The organism is Bradyrhizobium sp. USDA 4341, from assembly GCF_054063755.1.
The window spans coordinates 6,035,644-6,057,899 of sequence record NZ_JBSSGO010000002.1; the positions used below are offsets into that span (position 1 = coordinate 6,035,644).

Annotated in this window: 11 protein-coding genes; 5 read left to right on the forward strand and 6 right to left on the reverse strand. The window is 65.3% G+C overall.

Annotation, left to right across the window (positions count from 1 at the left end; genetic code table 11):
* Positions 1-29: 29 nt before the first annotated feature.
* On the reverse strand, positions 30-6,608 hold the full coding sequence (locus tag ACVIGB_RS34685) for a hypothetical protein (RefSeq protein WP_456719279.1): 6,579 nt from the start codon (positions 6,606-6,608) through the stop codon (positions 30-32).
* A 790-nt stretch (positions 6,609-7,398) separates the two neighbouring features.
* Here ACVIGB_RS34685 and ACVIGB_RS34690 point away from each other — a divergent pair.
* From ACVIGB_RS34690 to ACVIGB_RS34700, 3 genes are all read left to right on the forward strand, one after another.
* Complete coding sequence (locus ACVIGB_RS34690; protein ID WP_456725007.1) at positions 7,399-8,637, forward strand: efflux RND transporter periplasmic adaptor subunit; 1,239 nt, start codon at positions 7,399-7,401, stop codon at positions 8,635-8,637.
* Positions 8,634-11,807 carry an efflux RND transporter permease subunit gene (locus tag ACVIGB_RS34695; protein WP_456719278.1) on the forward strand — a complete coding sequence of 1,058 codons (3,174 nt, stop codon included), beginning with the start codon at positions 8,634-8,636 and terminating at the stop codon, positions 11,805-11,807. The genes ACVIGB_RS34690 and ACVIGB_RS34695 overlap by 4 nt, the downstream gene beginning before the upstream one ends.
* A gap of 289 nt (positions 11,808-12,096) precedes the next feature.
* Positions 12,097-13,287, forward strand: a complete 1,191-nt coding sequence (locus ACVIGB_RS34700) for an ABC transporter substrate-binding protein (RefSeq protein ID WP_420967460.1) — start codon at positions 12,097-12,099, stop codon at positions 13,285-13,287.
* Between the two features lie 209 nt (positions 13,288-13,496).
* Here ACVIGB_RS34700 and ACVIGB_RS34705 read toward each other — a convergent pair whose 3' ends face one another.
* From ACVIGB_RS34705 to ACVIGB_RS34725, 5 genes are all read right to left on the reverse strand, one after another.
* Complete coding sequence (locus tag ACVIGB_RS34705) at positions 13,497-13,886, reverse strand: MAPEG family protein (RefSeq protein WP_092122467.1); 390 nt, start codon at positions 13,884-13,886, stop codon at positions 13,497-13,499.
* A gap of 106 nt (positions 13,887-13,992) precedes the next feature.
* On the reverse strand, positions 13,993-15,114 hold the full coding sequence (locus ACVIGB_RS34710; RefSeq protein WP_456719277.1) for a lipocalin-like domain-containing protein: 1,122 nt from the start codon (positions 15,112-15,114) through the stop codon (positions 13,993-13,995).
* A gap of 166 nt (positions 15,115-15,280) precedes the next feature.
* Complete coding sequence (locus ACVIGB_RS34715) at positions 15,281-17,683, reverse strand: FtsX-like permease family protein (protein ID WP_456725006.1); 2,403 nt, start codon at positions 17,681-17,683, stop codon at positions 15,281-15,283.
* Between the two features lie 92 nt (positions 17,684-17,775).
* Positions 17,776-18,429 carry an ABC transporter ATP-binding protein gene (locus ACVIGB_RS34720; RefSeq protein ID WP_456719276.1) on the reverse strand — a complete coding sequence of 218 codons (654 nt, stop codon included), beginning with the start codon at positions 18,427-18,429 and terminating at the stop codon, positions 17,776-17,778.
* 40 nt (positions 18,430-18,469) lie between these two features.
* Positions 18,470-19,228: a class I SAM-dependent methyltransferase gene (locus ACVIGB_RS34725; RefSeq protein WP_456719275.1), complete on the reverse strand. Its 759-nt coding sequence runs from the start codon at positions 19,226-19,228 to the stop codon at positions 18,470-18,472.
* A 248-nt stretch (positions 19,229-19,476) separates the two neighbouring features.
* Between ACVIGB_RS34725 and ACVIGB_RS34730 the strand changes: the two genes are divergently transcribed.
* Together ACVIGB_RS34730 and ACVIGB_RS34735 are read left to right on the forward strand one after the other, a co-directional pair.
* The gene (locus ACVIGB_RS34730; protein ID WP_456719274.1) at positions 19,477-20,793 is read left to right on the forward strand and encodes an MFS transporter; all 1,317 of its coding nucleotides are present in this window, start codon (positions 19,477-19,479) and stop codon (positions 20,791-20,793) included.
* Between the two features lie 268 nt (positions 20,794-21,061).
* The gene (locus ACVIGB_RS34735; protein WP_456718630.1) at positions 21,062-22,159 is read left to right on the forward strand and encodes an ISAs1 family transposase; all 1,098 of its coding nucleotides are present in this window, start codon (positions 21,062-21,064) and stop codon (positions 22,157-22,159) included.
* The last annotated feature ends 97 nt before the right edge of the window (positions 22,160-22,256 follow it).

The window sequence follows — 22,256 nt, forward strand, 5'->3', positions numbered from 1 at the left end:
GGCGTTGCTCAGGCTGTTGCGACGTTCGATCAAACCACCAGATCGTGATGGGTCTGGAGATGATCGGTCGGGTTGCCGCCCATGGCGGCGTAGGTCATCTCGTGGCCGACCCACCATGGCGTCGCGGCACTGGACTGTCCGCTGAACAGATCGGACAAGGTCTGGGTGTTCGTGGCCACATCCACGTGGTTTGTGTTGGTCTGCGACTGCGTCTGGATCAGTGACGAGAAGTCGAAGCTGTCGCCGCTGGTCACCTTGAGCGTACCGGAGGTCTGCAAAGTGGCGGTTTGCTGGTTCGAGGTTGAGGTGCCTTGCGTCGGCATCGCCTTTTGCAGGGCCGCGTTGGATTGGGCGACGTCCGCGGCAGTGGGAAGCCGGCGCTCGCCGTCGGCGAGGCCGATATACATCAGGCTGTTGGCGTCCGACGGCGAAATCGAGTCGGGAAGGCCGAGCACGTGGCCCAGTTCGTGGACCACGGTGGTCAGCAGATCGAGATGACCCGCAGCCGCCGTCGACGGATCGGTCAGGAGATCGGTGCCGGCGGCGTTGACGGCGTGGGCGAACTCGAAATTGTCCGCCGGGGTCGGGTCGATGAACCAGCCGTGGCCGGCGGCATCGGTATCGATCGTGATATGCAAGGCGCCTTCCTGACCGACAATCAGGCCGGCGAGGTCGGCGATGCTGAAGGTCGCGGCATGCAGGAGGGCGAGCTGCGTCGCGTTGGCGCCCGCACTCGCCCATTCGGTGATCGCCGCCGACACCACCGAACCGAGTTCGGCCTGCGTCAGGTGCATCTCGCCCGTGCTCGGGGTCGATGCCTGAACGCCGCCTGCTTCGGCGAGCAATGGTGCGACCACCGCGGGCAGCGTCGGCAGCGTGCTGACCAGCGTCGTCGTGCCGTTGCCGCCCGTGGTGTCGACGGTGATGCCACCTGTGGTGCTGGTGTTGTCGTCGGTGATCACGCCTGCGGCGGTCCCCGATGTTGAACCGTTCTTCGAGAGGTTCAGATGGGTGCTGGTGCCGAAATTGCTCAACTCGACGTCGGTGGCGTAGAGCGTGCTATGGTTCAGTGTATTCTTGCTGCCGGTGCCGCCGGCACCCATGCCGATGACGACATTCGTCGTGCTGGTATCGGTCGCGGTCGCGCCGTTCTCGACATCGAGCGCGGCGAACGGACTGGCGGAAGTCGGAGACGACACCGAGTTGCCGTAGAGCGTGGCGTTCAGGGTCGAGCTGCCGTCGTTGTTCTGCAGCGCGATGCCGGCGTCGCCGACGCCGGTGATGGTGTTGTTCTGGATCAGCGTCGTCAGGCTGCCGGCGCCGGCGTCGCGGACGAAGATGCCGTCGGAGTTGGATCCCACCTTCGCCGGGCCGATATCGTTGCTGGCGATGGTGCCGGACATGGTGCCGTTGTCCTGGCCTTTCGAGACGAAGATGCCAACGGTGTCGAAGGCGTTGGTGCCGCCGTCGGTCAGGATGTTGTGCGAGATGTCGAACGTGGTGGTCGCGGCGGAGACGAGGCCACCGGATCCGCTGGCGATATGGACGGCCGTGCCGCCGCCGGGAACGATCGCTTGGCCGTTGTGGAAGGTGTTGCTCCGCACCACGGCGTCCATCGACGAATTGTTGTTGGCGGCGAACGCGATGAAGTCGGACCGCGTGCCGGCAAACGTGCTGTTGGTCACCGTATAGTTGGCGGTCGCGGAGTTGTAGACTTGGCCGAGGACGTTGTCGTTGCCGCTCGAGCCGATCAGGCCGAACGTGTCGCTGTCCATGGTCAGGCGGTTCAGCGTGCCGCTGGTGTTGTAGAGATCGACATTCTGGGTGGAGCCGCCCGAAATGCTCGATCCCGTGATCGACGCGGTGCCGAGCAAATTGTCGAACCGGATGCTGCTTTCCTCGCGGTCGCCGGCATTGGTGTTGCCATTGGTGCCGCTGATCGCGCTGTTGGCGAGCGTGAAATTGGTGACGCCATTGCCGTAGATCGCGAAGTTGCTGAAGTCGTGCAGCGTCATGTCAGTCAGCGACACGTTGGCGGTGTTGTGCAGGAAAATGCCGGTACCGCCGTCGCCCGATGTGGTTTGCCCGCCGGCGTCGGTGCCGCTCAGGATATCGCCGCCGGTCTTGTTGTTGATCGTGCCACCGGATCCCGCGGAGCCGGTTCCGGTGACCGTGAGCCCGCCGGCCGTTCCCGTCGTGTCGAGGATGATGCCGGCATTGCCCGACGAGCCTGTCGCCGAAATGCTCTTGAAGGTGAGATTGCCGGCGCCGATGTTGGTGTGCTCGACATCGAGGGCGGTGCCAGTCGTCGACGTGATGGTGTTGTTGCTGCCTGTGACGGTGATGGTGCCGCCATGGGTGAAGCTCAAGCCGGCACCGCTGGCCGTCTTGACCGTGATGTCGGACATCGTGACGGTGCCGACATTGTTGCCGTCGTCGCTGATGCCGATGCCGGTCGAGGCCGAGGTGTCGATGCTGACGCCGGTGATGGTGTGGCCCGACGTGCCGAGCAGGTCGATGCCGTTGTCGGCACCGGTGACATGGATGACCGGATCGGTGCCGGAGCCGACATTGGCGGTCACCGTGGCGTTGGTCACCGGATTGGTGAACGTCAGGGTATGGCTGCCGCCGATCAGATTGACGCCGCTGGCGAGGTTGATGCCGTTGGCTTCGCTGTAGGTGCCGGTGCCGTGCTCGAGCACGACATAGTCGCCGGAGCCGGCCGGATTCGCCGCGTTGAAGGCCGCGATCGAGGTGTAGGGATCGTGCTGGGTACCGAGGTTGAGGCTGGTGCCTGTCGTCGAGTTGTCGATGTAGAACACCTGCGGCACGACGCCGACATGGAAGCTCTGCGCGCCCGATGAGAGCGGCCCGCCGGTGCCGGTATGGTTGTTGTCGTTGATGTTCAGGGAAATCGTGTCGCTGCCGGTGAAGCCGTCGTCGCTGTTGTAGGTCAGCGTCGCCAGCGCGGTGTTGAGCTGCGCGATCGTTCCTGTCAGCGTGACGGTATGGCTGCCGTTGTTGGTGAAACTGGCAAGTCCGGTGGGGTCGAAAGACAGCGCGCCGTGGTTCGAAGTGATCGTTGCGGTTTCGTTACCGCCTGCGGAATCGATGTCGGCGACCGAAAGCCCCGATATCGCGAGGTTGGTGTGCGAAAAGGCCGTCCCGACCGATGAATCCGAAGGCACCGTCGCGGTCGGCGGATCGTCGATCGCGGTGACGGTCTGGGTTGCGGATGCCGATCCCGTGTCGTTGCCGCCGTTCGCGGTACCGCCGTCGTCGACGGCGGTCACGGTATAGGAGCGCGCCGTGGTGTCGGGAGGCTCACCGGTGTTGTTGAACTGGACGGCATCAAGCACCGCGTTGTAATGCGCGATCGTGTCGGTCCCGGTCAGGGTGACGGTTTCGGTGGTGGCCGTGCTGGAGATCGCGAAGTGGATATTGCCGATATCACCGCTGGTGCCGGCGTGACCCGCGATCGACAGCGCGTCCGACGGCTTGAGGTCGCTCAGCTCGAAAGTCGCGCTGATCAGGTTGGCGCTGTCGACGTCGGTGATCGTGAGGTTCGGGGCGATCGTGACCGGGATCGAATTCGCCGGCGGCGTGCCGACCGGCGGCTCGCTGAAGTTGGTAATGGCGCCGATTGTCACCACCGGCGGGTTGTTGACCGGCGTGACGTCGATGGTGTCGGTCGCAGGCGTGCCGTCGAGCGTGCCGTCATTGGCGGTGATGGTCACCGTGCGGGCCAGACCGGACGGGTTGTTGCTGGTGTTGAAGTAAGTGATCGAATCCAGCGCGGTCTGGAAGTCGGTGACCGTGGAGCCGGCGGTGCCGGTCAGGGTCAACTCACCGTGCAAGGCGTCCCATGCGCCGATGACGTGCGCGGTGTTGACGAAGCCGAGGATATCCTGGCCGTTGAAGTAGTTGCCGGTGACCTGCACCGTCACGTGATCGAGCGTTGCGTTGTCGGCGTCGGTGACCGTCAGCGCCGGGTCGAACGCGGTGGCGGCCTGCCCCTCGATGTAGTTCAGGGTATGGCCGCCGGTCACGACGGGCGGTGCGTCCGGAGGAGCCACGGTCTCGGCGTTTGACGTGCCGGTGACGCCGGCGCTGGCCGTGTCGGTCGCGGTGATGGTCTGGCTTCCGGCGGTCTCGAACTTCTCGGTGAAGGTGCCGATGCCGCCGGTCAGCGTCGTGTCAGAGGGCAGCACGGCGGTCGGGTCGCTCGACGTGAAGTGCACGGTGCCGGTGTAGCCGGTGGCGATGTTGCCATGGGCGTCGAGCGCCGTGACCGTGACCGAACCCGCGATGTCCGCCCGGCCGTTGGCCGGGATGCTCACCACGAAATGCGTGGCGGGGCCGGGCGCTACGTTTTCGGCATTCGACGTGCCGGTGATGGCGCTGACCGTGTCGGTCGCGGTAATGGTCTGGCTGCCGGAGGTATCGAAGGTCTCGTTGAAGGTTCCGGTGCCATTGGTCAGCGTCATGTCGGCCGGCAGCACGGCGCTGCCGTCGGTCGATGTGAAGTGCACGGTTCCGGTGTAGCCGGTGACGACGTTGCCGAAGGCATCGAGCGCGCTCACAGTGCCTGAGCCTGCGGTGCCGGCAGAGCCGCTGCCCGGGATGCTGACCGCAAAGTGCGTGACGGCGGCCGCCGTCACGGTTTCGACATTCGAGGTGCCGTTGATCGCGCTCGCCACCGTGTCGGTCGCGGTGATGGTCTGGCTTCCGGCGGAGTCGAGCGTCTCGCTGAACGTGGTGGTGCCGTTGGTCAACGTCATGTTGGCCGGCAGAACGGCATGGCTGTCGGTCGACGTGAAGTGCACGGTTCCTGCGTAGCTGGTGACGACGTTGCCGAAGGCGTCGAGCGCGGTCACGGTGCCTGAACCTGCGACTCCCGCAGTGCTGCTGCCCGGAATGCTGATCGCGAAGTGTGTGACGGGACCCGCCGTCACGGTCTCGGCATTCGAGGTGCCGGTGATGCCGGGGCTGACCGTGTCGGTTGCGATGATGGTCTGGCTGCCGACCGACTCGAATGTCTCGCTGAAGCTGCCGGTGCCGTTGGTCAGCGTCACGTCGGCGGGCAGCACGGCGTGGCCATCGCTCGATGTGAAGTGCACGGTGCCCGAATAGCCGGTGGCGACGTTGCCGAAGGCATCGAGCGCGGTAACGATGACCGAACCTGGTGTCCCCGCGGCTCCGCTCGCCGGAATGCTGACCACAAGATGCGTGGCGGCGCCGCCCGCCACTGTCTCGGCGCTCGACGTGCCGTTGATGGCGCTGACCGTGTCGGTCGCGGTGACGGTCTGGCTGCCGGCGGTCTTGAATGTCTCGTTGAAGCTGCCGGTGCCGTTGGTCAACGTCATGTCGGCCGGCAGCACGGCGCTGCCGTCGCTCGACGTGAAGTGGACGATCCCCGAATAACCGGTCGCGACATTGTTGAAGGCATCAAGCGCCGTGACGATGACCGAGCCCGGTGTCCCCGCCGTGCCGTTGGCGGGGAGACTGACCGAAAAATGCGTGGCAAGGCCCGGTGTCACGATCTCGGAATTCGATGTGCCCTTGACGGCACTGTTGACCGTGTCGGTCGCGGTGATGGTCTGGCTGCCGGCGGTGTCGAGGGTCTCGCTGAAGCTGCCGGTGCCGTTGGTCAACGTCACGTCGGCCGGCAGCGCGGCGTGGCCGTCGGTTGACGTGAAGTGAACCGTGCCCGTGTAGTTGGTGACGACATGGTTCAAGGCATCGAGCGCGGTGACGGTGACCGTGCCTGGCGTTCCCGCTGCGCCGTTGGCCGGAATGCTCACGGCAAAGTGAGTTGCCGCACCCAAGGTCACATCGATCGTGAAGCTCTGCGAGTTGCTCAGGGTGCCGTCGCTCGCGGTCGCGGTGACGGTATAGGCGTGACCCGGCGCGGTGACGTAGTTGATCTTGCTGGGATCGGCGACGGTGATGACACCTGTCGTCGCATTGATGGTGAAGCCTCCGCCCGAACTATCGCCAGTCAGGCTGTAGGTCACGGGATTCATGTCGGTCGATGTCGCGGTGATGCCCACAGCCGTGCCGGCCGCGGCGCCTTCCGCCACCTTGTTGGCTGCCGCATTGCTGTCGACCGGTGTGGACGGCGCAACATCGGTGACTGCGATGGTGAAGCTCTGCGCGCTCGTCGCGATGCCGTCGCTCGCCTGAACGGTGATGGTGTAGGCATGACCGGAGCTGGTCACGTAGTTGATTTTGGTGGGGTCCGCGACCGACACCACGCCGGTGTTCGGATCGATCTTGAACCCGCCGCTGGAGGTGTCGCCGGTCAACGAATAGGTGACGGCATTGCCGCTGGTGCTGGTGGCCTGCGCGGTGATGTTGGCAAGCGTGTTGGCCGCGGCGCCCTCAATGACCGTGTTACTCCCCGAATTGGCATCGACCGGCGCCGACAGCGAGTCGGTGACCGGCGGCCAGAGCGTGCCGGGAGGGCAGCCGAGGTAGAGATATTGCAGACCATACGTGTCGGCGAACGCTTGGGCGGCCGCATCGAGGACGATATGACCGGTCGAATCGAGCTGAAGTTCGGGGCGCGTTAAACCACCGATTGTATAAGCGGGTATGGTCGACATGCGCACTCCTGCGACCGGCGTGGAAGCCGATCAATGTTTACAATTGTTGGGGACGATGACGTGTGAAGCCGTTCACACGTTTAAGTTGACTACCCGCGACGCGCGATCGCGCCAAGCCGCCTGCAGTTCGAGAAGGCCGCGATGTTCGCGGAGCCGTGGCATCAGCGAGTTCAAATGCGCGTGCCATTTACGTAGTCGCTTTCACACACTCGCGCCGCGACAAAACACTATCAATGTTCGAGAAAAATGCGGCCGGCCAAGAATATTCATGCTTTGGCAACGATGACCGTATTGGCGATACTACCGGGTGTCAATGTGTGTCCGGATGACAACCGCGCCGTTAACGACGATTCCGCCGTGCAGCGGGAGGTAGAGTATGGGAACCTGGCTGGCCGTGACGAAAGATTCCTGTGCCAAAAGTAGAATCGGGGGCGGTGTGACGAATCTGTGAAACGAACTCGCGTTGTGATTGATTCGAGACGATCTGTCTGTGACCCTGCGCCCTCGATAGGCCAGCCAAACTGCCCCTTTTCGTCGTCCCGGCTTCGCGGGCGTGTCGTAAGGCTTTCAGACTACGAAACTATTTGCTTGATCCGGCGGCCATCTTGAACAGACTGTGGTGCGGCTACATCTGTGACGTCCGCTGCCGCGGCATTGCGGTGGTCCGTCCGTGTTGAATCACCGCAAGTTTCAATTGCGACTTTCGTAGCCCTGATTTGGTCGGCGTGCTTCGTAGTCTTTGGGGGAGAGCGAATTGAGTTCGATTGACAGAACGGAGCGTCCGGCTCCGGTGACCGGCGTCGAGCGTCATTCGCTTCGCCGCCAGGGATTCGTCAGGGCGTGCTGGCGCGGCCTCGCGCCGATCGGGCTGTTGGCCGCGCTGGCGCTCGGCGGCTGCGGCGACAAGAGCGCGCAATCGCAGGCCGCCCCTCCGGCGCCGCCCGTGACCGTCGCGCAGCCGGTCAAGCGCACCGTCACCGACTGGGACGAATTCACCGGCCGCTTCGAGGCGATCGAGGAGGTTCAGGTCCGCGCCCGCGTCGGCGGCTTCGTCAACAGTGTCGAGTTCAAGGATGGTGCGATCGTCCACGCCGGCGATCTGCTTTACACCATCGATCCGCGGCCGTTCGAGGCGGTCGTGCTGCAGGCCGAAGGCCAACTCGCCGACGCGCGCGCCAAGGGGGAGCTTGCCAAGCGCGATCTCGAGCGCGGGCTCAATCTGGTGCAGACCAGCGCGGTCTCGGAGCAGGTCGTCGACCAGCGCCGCCAGGCGTTGCAGGCGGCGCGCGCCGCTGAAACGCAGGCCGAGGGCACGCTGAAGGCCGCGCAGCTCAACGTCGAATTCAGCCATGTGCTGGCGCCGATCGCCGGCCGCGTCAGCCGGCATCTGGTGACCCCCGGCAATCTGGTGCAGGGCAGCGAGAGCGGAGCGACGCTCCTGACCTCGATCGTGTCGCTCGATCCGATCTACATCTATTTCGACGTCGATGAGGCGACCTATCAGCGCAACAGCAAGCTGTGGTTCGAAGGCCGGCGGCCGAGCTCGCGCGATACGGCGAACCCGGTGCAGGTGACCCTGACCGGCGAGACCAAGCCCTCGCATGAGGGCAAGATGGACTTCCTCGACAACCGCCTCGACGTCTCCACCGCAACGCTGCGCAGCCGCGCGGTGATCCCGAACAAGGACCTCTCGATCCTGCCCGGCCAGTTCGGCCGCGTCCGCCTGATCGGCTCCTCGCCCTATGAGGCGCTGCTGATCCCGGATACCGCCATCGCCACCGACCAGTCGCGCAAGATCGTGTTCGTGGTCAAGGACGACAACACGGTGGAAGCACGAACGGTCACGCTCGGACCGCTGGATGAGGGGCTGCGCGTGATCCGCGACGGCCTCAAGCCGGAGGACCATGTGATCGTCGACGGGCTGCAACGCGCCCGCGTCGGCGCCAAGGTGACGCCGAAAATGGCCCAAGCTCCGGCAGGAGACAAGCCTCCAGCTGGAGACAAGCCCGCGGCAGGTGCCAAGCCATGAATCTCGGCAGGCTCTCCATCAACCAGCCCATCCTCGCGATGGTGCTGTCGATCGTGCTGCTGATCGTCGGCGCGATCGCCTATCCGACGCTGCCGGTCTCGGAATATCCGCAAGTGGTGCCGCCGACCGTCACGGTGACCACGCAGTACCCGGGCGCCTCGGCGCAGACCGTGTCCGACACCGTCGCCGCTCCGATCGAGCAGGAGATCAACGGCGTCGAGGACATGCTGTATCTCTACAGCCAGGCGACCTCGAACGGCCAGCTCACCATCACCGCGACCTTCAAGCTCGGCACCGACCTCGACAAGGCCCAGGTGCTGGTGCAGAACCGCGTCGCGATCGCGCAGCCGCGGCTGCCTGAAGAAGTCCAGCGCAACGGCGTCGTCACCCGCAAGAACTCGCCCGACATCCTGATGGTCGTGTTCATGCTGTCGCCCGACGACACGTTCGACCAGCTCTACATCTCCAACTACGCGCTGCTGCAGGTCCGTGACCAGCTGTTGCGGCTCGACGGCGTCGGCGACATCCAGATGTTCGGCGCGCGCGACTACTCGATGCGGCTGTGGCTCGATCCCGACCGGATCGCCAATCTCGGCCTGACCTCGGGCGAGGTGCTGGCGGCGATCCGGGCGCAGAACCTGCAGATCGCGGGCGGCCAGATCGCCGAGCCGCCGATCGCCGATCGCGCCTTCCAGCCGAACCTCGTCTTCACCGGCCGCCTCAAGGACATCAGGCAGTTCGAGGACATCGTGGTGAAGGCCGGCTCAGATGGCCGCACCGTGCGCCTGCGCGACGTTGCCCGCGTCGAGCTCGGTGCGCTGTCCTACGCCACCAACAGCTTCCTGCTGCGCAAATCGGCCGTCGCGCTGCTAGTGACGCAGCGGCCGGGATCGAACGCGCTCGCCACCGCCAAGAGCATCTCCGACACGATGGAGCACATGAAGGCGAGTTTCCCGAAGGGGCTCGACTACAACATCGGCTACAACCCGACCGAATTCATCGCCCAATCGGTTCATGAGCTGATCAAGACGATCTACGAGGCGATGGCGCTCGTCGTCATCGTGGTGCTGGTGTTCCTGCAGGGCTGGCGGCCTGCGATCATCCCGATCATCGCGATCCCGGTGTCGCTGGTCGGCACCTTCGCGGTGATGGCCGCGCTCGGCTTCTCGATCAACAATCTGACCTTGTTCGGCCTGGTTCTCGCGGTCGGCATCGTGGTCGACGACGCCATCGTGGTGGTCGAGAATGTCGAGCGGCATCTCGAGCACGGCATGAGCCGGCGCGAGGCGGCGCTCAAGACCATGGAGGAGGTCGGAGGCGCGCTGGTCTCGATCGCGCTGGTGCTGTGCGCGGTGTTCGTGCCGACCGCCTTCCTCGGCGGCATCTCCGGACAGTTCTTCCAGCAATTCGCCGTGACCATCGCGGTCGCGACCGCGATCTCCTGCTTCTGCTCGCTGACGCTGTCGCCGGCGCTGGCCTCGCAGATCCTGGTCCCGCACGAGGAGAAACGCCCGCCGGCGCGCTGGAACATCATCGCGCGCGGCTGGGACAGCTTCACCGCGCTGTTCAACCGGGTGTTCGACCGGCTGGCGCATGGCTATGCGGCGGTCGCCGACTTCGTGATCCGGCACACGGTGGTGATGGTCGCGATCTACCTCGTGTTGATCGGCAGCGCCGGCTGGCTGCTCGCGACCACCTCGCAGGGCTTCATCCCGGCGCAGGACCGCGGCTACGTCATCATCTCGGCACAGCTGCCGGGCGCCGCATCGCTGGCGCGGACCACGGCTGTCGTGCGCGAAATCGAGCGGATCGCGCTGGATACGCCCGGTATCGTTCGCGTCGCGGCCTTCGCCGGCTTCTCCGGCGCGACGCGTACGCAGGCGGGCAATGCCGCGGCGCTGTTTCCGGTGTTCGATGAGCCGGAGGCGCGCCTGAAGAAGGGACTGACGGCGACCGCGATCACGGCCGACCTGCGCAAGCGCCTGTCGGTGATCCAGGGCGCCTTCATCATCGTCATTCCGCCGCCGGCCGTGCCCGGTATCGGCACCGGCGGTGGTTTCACCATCCGCGTCCAGGATCGACAGGGACGCGGGCCCGAACTGCTGGCGTCCGCGACCGACGAACTGGTGTTGGCCGCGCGCAAGTCGCCGAGCCTCACATCGGTGTTCTCGCCGTACTCTGCGAACACCCCGCAGCTGTTCGTCGATATCGATCGCGTCAAGGCGCAGAAGCTCGGCGTTCCTATCGCCAACATCACCGACACGATCGAGACCTATTTCGGCTCGACCTATGTCAACGACTTCAACCTGTTCGGGCGCACCTACCACGTCACGGCGCAGGCCGACCTGCCGTTCCGCAAGGAGACCACCGATCTGTCGCGGCTGCGCACCCGCAACGCCGCCGGCGACATGGTGATGCTCGGCAGCGTCGTGGACTTCAAGGACATCTCGGGCCCCGACCGTGTCGCGCGCTACAATCTTTACTCGGCGTCCGAACTGCAGGGTGAACCGGCACCGGGCGTCAGCTCGACGACGGCGCTCAACACCATCAAGAAGCTCGCCGACGAAACCCTGCCGAGCGGCTTCTCGTTCGAATGGACTGATTTGTCCTACCAGCAGGTCAACGGCGCCAATGCGGGCCTCTACGTGTTCCCGATCTGCGTGCTGTTCGTCTATCTGGTGCTGGCCGCGCAATATGGCAGCTGGACACTGCCGTTCGCGGTGATCCTGATCGTGCCGATGTGCCTGTTCGCGGCCACCATCGGCGTGCGCATCATGGGCCAGGACGTCAACATCCTGACCCAGATCGGCTTCGTGGTGCTGGTGGGCCTCGCCGCCAAGAACGCGATCCTTATCGTCGAGTTTGCGCGCGATATCGAGCTCGAGGGCAGGCCACGGCTGGAGGCGGTCATCGAAGCCTGCCGGCTTCGCCTGCGGCCGATCCTGATGACGTCGTTCGCCTTCATCCTCGGCGTGCTGCCGCTGGTGCTGTCGACCGGCTCGGGCTCGGAGATGCGCCAGGCGGTCGGCGTCGCGGTGTTCTTCGGCATGCTCGGCGTCACCCTGTTCGGCCTCGTCTTCACGCCGATCTTCTACATGGTGGTGCGCAACCTCGCGGAAGGAAAGAACGAGGGCAAGCCGAAGGAACCCGCAGCGAACGTGGCGGGGTAGCGGGCGGCATTCCGCAGCAGCGAGTGCTTCCCCGTCATCCTGAGGACCCTGCGAAGCAGGCGTCTCGAAGGATGCACGGCCACCAGCCGGGCAGTCGAGCCTTCGAGGCTCGCCCAGCGGCGCAATTGCGCCGCAAGGCTCGCACCTCAGGGTGACGGAGCAGATCTTGTGCGGACTTGCGTCGGCAAGCCCATACTAACGGCTGAGCGGAAAGAGATGGGCAGGCGCGGGGTTATAAAATAATGTCGCGCCGATTTTTCCTGATAGAAGTTACTGGGAGAGCACAAAAATGAAGTCGGGATTTTTGGCTGCGGTCGCGGCTTGCAGCCTGATGCTTGCGGCGCCGGCGTCGGCACAAGGTGTCAAGATCGGCATCCTGAACGATCAGTCCGGCGTCTACGCCGACTACGGCGGAAAGTATTCGCTCGAGGCGGCGCGGATGGCGGTCGAGGATTTCGGCGGCGAGGTGCTGGGCCAGAAGATCGAGATCGTCACCGCCGACCATCAGAACAAGCCGGACCTCGCGACCGCGATTGCGCGGCGCTGGTACGAGGTCGAGAACGTCGACATGATCACCGAGCTCACCACTTCGTCGGTCGCGCTCGCGGTGCAGGAGCTGTCCAAGGAAAAGAAGAAGATCGACATCGTGGTCGGCGCCGCGACCTCGCGCATTTCAGGCGATGCCTGCACGCCCTACAGCTTCCACTGGGCCTACGACACGCGCGCGCTGGCGGTCGGTACCGGCGGGGCGCTGACGGAAGCGGGCGGCGACACGTGGTTCTTTCTGACCGCCGACTACGCCTTCGGCTACGCGCTGGAAAAGGACACCAGCGACATCGTCGCCTCGAAGGGCGGCAGGGTGGTCGGCTCGGTCCGCGTGCCGCTCAACTCGTCGGACTTCTCGTCCTTCCTGCTGCAGGCGCAGAGCTCGAAGGCCAAGATCATCGGGCTTGCCAATGCCGGGCTCGACACCACCAACTCGATCAAGCAGGCAGCCGAGTTCGGCATCGTCAGGGGCGGCCAGAAACTCGCCGGCCTGCTGATGACGCTGTCGGAGGTGCACGGTCTTGGGTTGGAGGCAGCCCAGGGTCTTGTCCTCACCGAAGGGTTCTACTGGGATCACGACGACGCCTCGCGCGCTTTCAGCGAGCGCTTCATCAAGCGCACCGGCCACATGCCGAGCATGATCCATGCCGGCACCTATTCGGCGACGCTGAGCTATTTGAAGGCGGTGAAGGCCGCCGGCACCAAGGACAGCGAAGCGGTCGCCGCGAAGCTGAAGGAGCTGCCGGTCGACGACGCCTTTGCCAAGGGCAAGGTGCTCGCCAACGGCCGCATGGTCCACGACCTCTATCTGTTCGAGGTCAAGAAGCCATCGGAATCGAAGAAGCCGTGGGACTATTACAAGCAGCTCGCCGTGGTGCCGGGCGACAAGGCGTTCTTCACCGCCAAGGACAGCGGCTGCCCGCTGACCAAGTGACGCGTGGCTGACGTATCACACAGCTCGCGACACAACATCACCGTCGTCCCTGCCTTGTGCGCAATTGCGCACTGGAGCAGGGACCCATAACCACCGAAGTTTGTTGTGAGATCAGGCTGGGGCCCCAGCCATCGCAAAACTCGACGCCGTGGTTATGGGTCCCGGGTCAAGCCCGGGACGACAGCGGAGTATGTGGCGCGATCGCGCCTTCAATGCACCAGCCGCCACACCGCGCCGCCGAGCGCGCCGATCCACAGGATGATGCACGCGGCGGCCTGAATGGCAAAACCTCGGCTGCGCTTCGCCACCGCCTCGCGATAGCCGATGAAGTAGACGATGCGGCCGATCACCCAGAGCGCGCCGATCGCGGCCGCCGCGGCATCGCCGACATAGATCGCAAACAGCCACAGCGACGGCAGGAAGATCGGCATCCACTCCAGCGTGTTCATCTGGATGCGGAAGATGCGCTCGAAATCCGGATGGCCCGAGATCGCCGGCAGCTTGACGCCATAGGCGGCTCGGGCGCGCGCGACCTGTGTCGAAGTGAAGAAATAGAACGCGACGGCAAGGGAGGTGACGATGGCCGTGTAGTGGTACATGTCGGGCGTGTCCTCTTGTTTCATTGGCCCCGATGTCATGACGGGGCGGCCGCGACCGGTGTGACAGGCTGGACGATTTTGGGCGCGCCGATCTTCTGTCGGCGTTTCAGTACCCGGTCATCTCAAGATAGCCGATTCCCGCGTGGCTGCCCGCAAAGCGGATCGGGCCTTCCCAATAGGGGAAGCTGGTCCCCATCCAGGCCTTCGGATTGACCGGCGTGGTCTCGATGGCAAGGCCGCGTGCCGGAAGGGCGACGCGCCATGACGTCGGCAGCTTGCGGCCGTCGATCTCGGTGGTCGCAACCGGCGTGATGCTATTGCCGGGGCCAGCGATCTCGGCCGAGCGGCCGTCCGGCGTGAACCAGTTGCCGAACAGGTTCTCGCGGCCATCCTTCTGGCGCAGCCGGTACAGCATCAGCTTCTCGTCGCCGGGCAGATGTAGCGAGAACCAGTCCCAGCCGGTCTGGTCCGCCGCCAATGGCTGGCTGCTCCATTCGCGATCCATCCAGGCCATGCCCGTGACGTCGACCGGTCTGTCGTCGATCACGATGCGGCCGGACGCCCGGTAGAACGGCTGGCTGTAATAATAGGAGGCCTGTCCGCGATCCGACTTGCGGCTGTAGCCATGGTCGCCTTGCAGCACCAGCGGGCGATTGGCGTCGAGGCGGAGCGCGGTGCTGAAGTCAGCAGCCGAAGCCTTCAGCTCGAGCGGCGCGACGCGCTGCGCATCGAACGGGTCGATCCCGCGCATCTCCCAGGCGTCGATCCAGGTACGGAACGGCGTGGCCTCGACACCGGCTTGACCAACGCCGCCGCGCGCAAAGGTCTCGCTGAAACGATGCGTGGTGGCGCTGGTTACGGCGGCGTGGCCCATCCAGACCTGCTGGTTGGCCCAGCCCTCGCTGGGACCGCCCGGCTTCATCGCCTGACGGAACAACGTCCATTGCGCGCCATAGGCCGCGCCGCTCGTGTCGGACAGGTTCGCGGTGACGTACCACCATTCGATCCGGAACTCCGGATGTGGGCCGTGATCGATTGGGAAAACGAATTGCTTGCCCGGCGTGACGGCGGCAAAACCTTCGGCATTCTCGCCGAGTCCGGCAAAGCCCTGCGCAAGGCTCTTGCCGCCGAGCGCGAGCGCCAGTGCGCCGCCGGCAAACGCGCGCCGCGTGATCGTGCCACTAGCGGTAAGTGTATTTGGCGTGATCGGATGCATCCGCAACCTCATGTCACCTCTCCCGCTTGCGGGGGAGGTCGTATCGCATCGAAGATGCGATACGGGTGGGGGCTCTTTCCGCAATGCGACTCGCGGAGATACCCCCACCCTGACCCTCCCCCGCAAGCGGGAGAGGGAACAGAGTTTCTTTGCGGTCGCTGATTGCCCTCATCGCGTCTCAGCGCTCATTGACGAAGATCCTGATCAGGCTGGCGGGCTGCATGCGCGCCAGTCTAGCGACCGGCAGCGCCGCCGCACAGAAGGCGGCGGCGAGCGCCACCGCGAGCAGCTCGATCAGCTGCAACGGGAAGACGTGGAACGGCAGCCGCCAGCCGAACGCTTTCACATTGACGATCGCAAGCAGGCACCAGGCAACCAGAAGGCCGAGTGGCAGTGCGAACAGCGCGGTGATCAGCGCGACCGCCATGGTCTTCAACAGTTCGAGCGCCGCGAGCCGCCGCCGCGTCAGGCCGATCGCCCACAGCGGCGCCAGCTGCGGCAGCCGCGAATTGGCCAAGGTCAGCAGGCTGGTCAGGAGCGCGATGCCGGCGACGCCGAGCGTGAAGGCGTTGAGCGCCGCCGTCACCGAGAAGGTGCGGTTGAACACCCGTTTGGATTCCCGCTTCATCGTCGCCTGGTCGGCGACGTTGCGGTCGTCGAGGCCGAACTTCTCCTGCAATGCCACGATCAGCGGCGCGATGTGATCGGGCGCGACGCGGAGCCCGATCCGGGTCTGCGGCGTCAGCGGAAAGCGCCGGGTCAGCGCGGCGAAGTTGACCGCGATCTGGCCCTTGGGGTTGCCGTAATCGGCATAGATGCCGACGATCTCGAGCGGCCAGTTGCCGCCCGGGGCAGGCACCTCGATATGATCGCCAATCGCAAGCTTCATCCGCCGCGATAGCTGCTCGCTGACCAGACAAGTGTCGCCGGGACGCAAGCGCACCCAGGCATTCGCCGTGCTCTCCAGCAACGGCCAGTTGTCGCGATAGGTGACGTGGTCGGGCAGGCCGAGCACCTCGATCGGTGCGCCGCCGAATTGCGTATCGGCGCGGCCGCCGGGCAGGATGGCCTGAACTTCCGGCCGATCGCGCAGCCACGCCTTGATCTCTTTTGCCTGCTGATCGCTGGCGGCGCTGATGTAGACGTCGGCGGCGAGGCGGCCGTCGAGCCAGACCAGGAAGGTGCGGCTAAAGCTTTCCACCATGGTGCTGACGCCGACATTGACCGCGAGCGCGAGCAACAGCGCCATCAGCGCCAGCGACAGGCCCGAGAGCTGCTGGCGGCTGTCGGCCCAGAACCAGATGCCGACCGGCGCCCGTGCGCTGCGCTGGCCGAATGCGAGCGCGATTTGCAGCACCATCGGCAGGATCAATGCCGCGCCGAGCATCAGCGCGGCCAGCACGGCAAAGCCCGCGATCAGGGAATCGCCGAACTGAATCAGAGCCGCTGCGACCGCAAACACCGCGAGCGCCGCGGCACTCTGGAACATGAGCCAGCGCCGTTGCGCCTGCTGCCAGGCCTGCGGCTGCGCCGTCGCCAGCACGGGCATCCGGATCGCCTTGGCAAGGCTCGCAGCGGCGGCGGCGAGCGCGCCCAGGATGCTGATGGCGATGCCGGCGAACCACCAGACGGGCTTGAGCGAAAGCTGTCCGGGGATCTGCGCGCCATAGAGCCCGCGCAGCGAGGCCGCGACATCGGGCAGCAAGGCTGCCGCGATGAAGTAGCCGCAGACGAGGCCAATCAGGCCGGCGACCAGCGCCAGCGACACCAGCTCGATCACCAGCACGGTGTTGAGCAGCCGCGCCGAGACGCCGCAGGCGCGCAAGGTGCGCAGCATCGGCAGCCGCTGCTCGAAGGCGAGGCCGATCGCGGAGTTGACGATGAACAGGCCGACGAAGAACGACAGCAGGCCGAATGCGGTGAGGTTGAGATGGAAACTGTCGGTCAGCCGTTCGAGGTCGCTCTCGGCGCTCGGCTCCACCAGCCGAAGCTTTTTGCCTGCCACGCTTTCAAGCGTCGCGCGCGGCGTTTTCGATTTGCCGACCAGCAGGCGCGACACCTGGCCGGGCATCTTCAGGATGTCCTGCGCGATGCCGATATCGACGACGAGCGCGCCGGGCGCGAGCTCCGCCTGCACGCGCAGCGGCGGCAAACTCGTGCCGTTGGCCTGCGGCCGTTCGCCCTCCTTGAGGCCGAGATCGCGCAGCGTCTCGCCCGCCACCAGCATTTCGCCTGGCGGCGTGACGAAGGATTGCAGGCTGCCGCGTCCGACCGCCGGCGCGTTGCCGACCTCGGACGGCAGCGTCACCGGCTCGACACCGAGCAGGCGGAGGCTGCGCCCGTCGATCTGGACCCGGCCCTCCAGCGTCGGTGACACCGGCCAGCCGGCGCGCCGCAGATCGATGAACAGTGTTTGCGGGAAGGTCGCGCTGTCGCGGCTCACCAGCATGGCGGTGCGCGAGCCGCCGAAGGTTGCGGCGGCGCGATCATAGGCGATGCGGGCCTGCTGGTTCAGCGCCTGCACACCGCTCCACAGGGCTGTCGCCGAGATTAGCCCGATCAGCAGGGTTGCGAGCTGCATCGGATGCCGCCGCCAGTGGCTGAGCAGCACGGCGAGGATCCAGAGCGCGCGAGAGCCTCTTCCGTTGCCCAGTTCGCTCGAAGACGTTCTGATCACGCCACCACCCCGGCATGCAGGGTGACCTGGCGGTCCAACGTCGCGGCGAGCCGCGCGCTGTGAGTGACCATCAGGAAGCCGCAGCCGGTGCGAGCAACCAGATCGCGCGCCAGAAGCAGCACCTCGTCGGCGGTGTCCTCGTCGAGATTGCCGGTCGGCTCGTCGGCAAGCAGCAACAGCGGCTTCGGCGCCAGCGCGCGGCCGATCGCGACGCGCTGCTGCTGGCCGCCGGACAATTGCTCGGGATAGCGCTTCAGCAGCGGCTTGAGCCCGAGGCGCTCGACCAGTTCGTCATGCCAGGCCGCATCGTGGCGGCCGGCGATGCGGGACTGGAACACGAGATTGTCCGCAACCGTGAGACTCGGGATCAGGTTGAACTGCTGGAACACGAGGCCGAGCCGGTCGCGGCGCAACTCGGCGCGGCCGGCGTCGTTGAGACCGGAAACGGTGATGTCGGCGAGCCTGATCTCGCCGCTGTCGGCGGCATCGAGCCCCGCGATCAAATGCAGCAGCGTGCTCTTGCCGCTGCCGGATTCGCCTGACAGCGCCACGCTCTCGCCGGTCGTGACAGTGAGATCGACGCCGCGCAGCACCGCGACGTCTTCACCGGCAGAGCGGTAACTCTTGGTCAGGCCGGTGACGCGAAGCACCGCGGCGGTCTGGTCAGGTGAAGCGATGGCCGTGCCTCATTCAAGGCTTCTGGTATTTCAGGACGAACTCGTCGATCGGCACCGGCGCCTTGAAGACGGGAATGTCCTTCGGGTCCTCCGCATGATGCAGGAAATCGGCCTCGGCCACCAGCTTGAAGCCGGCTGCCTCGATCTCCTGCTTCAGGGTGCTCTCCTCGATCCGGTGCAGCGTCTTGGCGACGCTTACGCCTTCGCCGGCCTTGGCCGAGTGGTCCGCGATGACCAGGAAGCCGCCCGGCTTCAGCGCGGCGAACATCTTCTTGTTCATCGCGGCGCGATCGACCGGCAGATAGCTGATGTCGTGATAGAAAAAGAACAAGGTGATCATGTCGAGGTTGTTGACCTCGGGCGGGATCGGGTCGTCATAGTCGCGCACGACATGGACGACGTTCTTCATCGCCGGCGCCTTGGCGCGGGTGTCGAACTTGTCCTTGACGAAGCGCTCGAGCACGGTCGCCGAATCCTGCGCGTAGACCTTGCCCGACGGAGCCACGGTACGCGCCAACAGTTCGGTGCTGTAGCCGGCGCTCGCCGCCATGTCGAGGATGTTCATGCCGGGCTTGACGCCGGCAAAGGCCAGCATCTTGGCCGGCTGGCGGCGCTGGTCGACCTGGCGATCCGCATCGCTGCGATCGGGCGCGGCGACGATCGCCGCATAGTCGGGACCGGCGGCGTCCTCGGCGCGGACTTGAGGCACGGCGAGCAGCGTGGCGGACACAAGCGCGGCGCAGGCGGCCGCGCGAAGGATCGATCTGTTCATGAAATAACCCAACCTTCAATAACCTCGGCTTTTCGTTGCCCCGAGCATAGCAGCCGGCCCACGACAGATCACCGCTTCACTGGCCGCGACGACGCGATCGTGATCGGACGCGCCTGCCCGGCCATCGTGCCGCGCCGGCCACAGAACCCGAGGAAATGCGGTGTTGCGTTGCGCGGCGAGGCGTGGCTAGCATCGCCTGACGGGGCCGATCTTACGAAGCCAAAAAACGAAACGACGGGGAGCCAGACATGACGACGCAACCGACGCCCAAAGGGATGTCGAAGGGGACGCCCAAAGGCGCCTGGCAAATCACCTTCCTTCTGTTCCTGTACATGGTGGTGAACTTTGCGGACAAGATCGTGGTCGGGCTTGCCGGCGTGCCGATCCGGAAGGAGATGGGTCTCACCCCGGAGCAGTTCGGCGATCTCGGCTCATCCTTTTTCTATCTGTTCTCGATCTCGGCGATCGTGGTCGGCTTCATCGTCAACCGCGTCGACACGCGTTGGGTGCTGCTGATCCTGGCGGTGATCTGGTCGCTGACGCAATTTCCGATGATCGGCACCGTCAGCCTCACGACGCTCACGATCTGCCGCATCATCCTCGGCGCCGGCGAGGGACCGGCCTTCTCGGTCGCCGCGCACGCGATCTACAAATGGTTTCCGGATGAGAAGCGCACGCTGCCGACCGCGATCCTGTCGCAGGGTTCGGCGTTTGGCGTGATCCTCGCGGTGCCCGCGCTGAACTGGATCATCGTCAATCACAGCTGGCATCACGCCTTCGGCGCGCTCGGCATCGTCGGCCTGCTCTGGACCGTCGCCTGGTTCGCGCTCGGCAAGGAAGGGCCGCTGGTGTCGACGGCTGCCGTTGCTGCCGACGAGCCACGGATTCCTTACTGGAAGCTGCTGACGTCGCGAACTTTCGTCGGCTGCGTGGTCGCGACCTTCGGTGCCTATTGGGCGTTGTCGTTGGGCCTGACCTGGTTCACTTCCTTCATCATCGAGGGGCTCGGCTTCTCGCAGCAGCAGGCCGGCTTCGTCTCGATCCTGCCCTGGATCTTCGGTGCGACGATCGTGCTCCTGACCGGCTGGATCTCGCAGCTGATGCTGGCGCGCGGCTTCACCACCCGCGGCGCGCGCGGCGTGCTCGGCTCGGTGCCGTTGATCGTCGGCGGCTGCATCCTCGCTGCGCTGCCCTATGCGCCGCCGGGCGCGCTGATGATCGCACTGCTGGTGATCGGCTCCGGCCTGTGCGGCTCGATCTATGTGGTGTGCCCGCCGATGCTCGGCGAGTTCACGCCGGTGTCGCAGCGTGGCGCGATCATCGCGATCTACGGTGCGCTGTACACCATCTCGGGCATCATGGCGCCGATGGTGATGGGCAGTGTGATCCAGCACGCCGCCACGCCGATGGCCGGCTACATGAGCGGCTTCACCATCAACGCCGCGATTATGGCCGGCTCCGGCCTGCTCGGATTGCTGCTGCTGTGGCCGAACACCGAGCGTGCGCGGCTGACCGGCACGTCGCAGCCAGCAGGCACGATCAAGGGCGCGATGTCGCCGACGTAAGGGACGCGGCTTCCACCCTCCCCTGAAGGGGGAGGGTCGGATCACATTGAGCGCTGCGAAATGTGAGACGGGGTGGGGTGATCTCTCAACACGGGCAGCATCCGTGTGGAGAGACCGTCACCCGGCCCCGCTGCGCATTCCGCTTCGCTACATGCCCAGCGACCCTCCCCCTCCAGGGCAGGGGAATCGCACGTGCGCGGCTGCAAGTAGTTGCCAAATCGGGAGAAAGAGATTCTGAAGGTCGCTCCTGATCTAGAGGGAGCGGCCGATGCAACGATTTGCCGAGTGCTTTGAAGATTTGCCCGACCCGCGGGCCGACAACGCGCTGCATGACCTGACCGAGATCTTGTTCATCGCACTGATGGCGACGCTGTGCGGGGCGACGAGTTGCACCGACATGGCGCTGTTTGCCCGGATGAAGGCCTATCTTTGGCAGGATGTGCTGGAGCTCAAGAATGGCCTGCCGAGCCACGACACGTTCAGCCGGGTATTCCGGATGCTCGATCCGAAGGCGTTCGAGGTCGCGTTCCGGCGTTTTATGACGGCCTTTGCGCAAGGCGCGAAGATCAAGCGGCCGCGCGGGGTGATCGCGCTCGACGGCAAGGCGTTGCGGCGGGGTTACGAACGCGGCAGGAGCCACATGCCGCCGGTGATGGTGACCGCCTGGGCGGAGCAGACGCGCATGGCGCTCGCCAATGTGCTGGCGCCGAACAACAACGAAGCCGACGGTGCCCTGCAGTTGCTTGCGCTTCTGCAACTCAAGGGCTGCGTGGTCACGGCCGATGCCCTGCATTGCCACCGCGGGATGGCCGAAGCGATTGTGGCACGGGGCGGTGACTACGTGCTGGCGGTGAAGGCGAACCAGCCCGCTCTGTTGGAGGATGCCAAAGCCGCAATCCGCGCCGTCAAACGCAAGGGCAAGACCTCGCTGACCACCATCGATGCGGAACATGGACGCAACGAGAAGCGTGTGGCGCTGGTCGCATCGGTTCCTGGCATGGCCAAGAAGTACGACTTTCCGGGCCTCAAAGCTGTCGCCCGCATCACCAGCAAGCGGGGACAGGACGACACGGTCGAGCGCTACTTCCTGATGAGCCGCCCCTACAGCCGCAAAGAGGTCCTGCGCATCGTCCGTGCTCATTGGGGCATCGAAAATCGCCTGCACTGGCCGCTCGACGTCACCCTCGACGAGGACCTTGCCCGCAATCGCAAGGGCAACGGACCGGCCAACCTGGCCGTGCTCAGGCGTCTGGCTCTCAACGTCGCCCAAGCCCACCCGGACACGACAGTCTCCCTGCGCGGCAAGCTCAAGCGCGCCGGATGGAACGATGCATTCCTCTTCGAACTCCTCGGCCACATGCGATAGCCCTGCCCTCCAGGGGAGGGTGACGCGGCGGCCGCGGTTCGCGTCAATGTCGAGCTCTCCGTAGCCCGGACTCTCTGTCGCCCGGATGAAGCGCAGC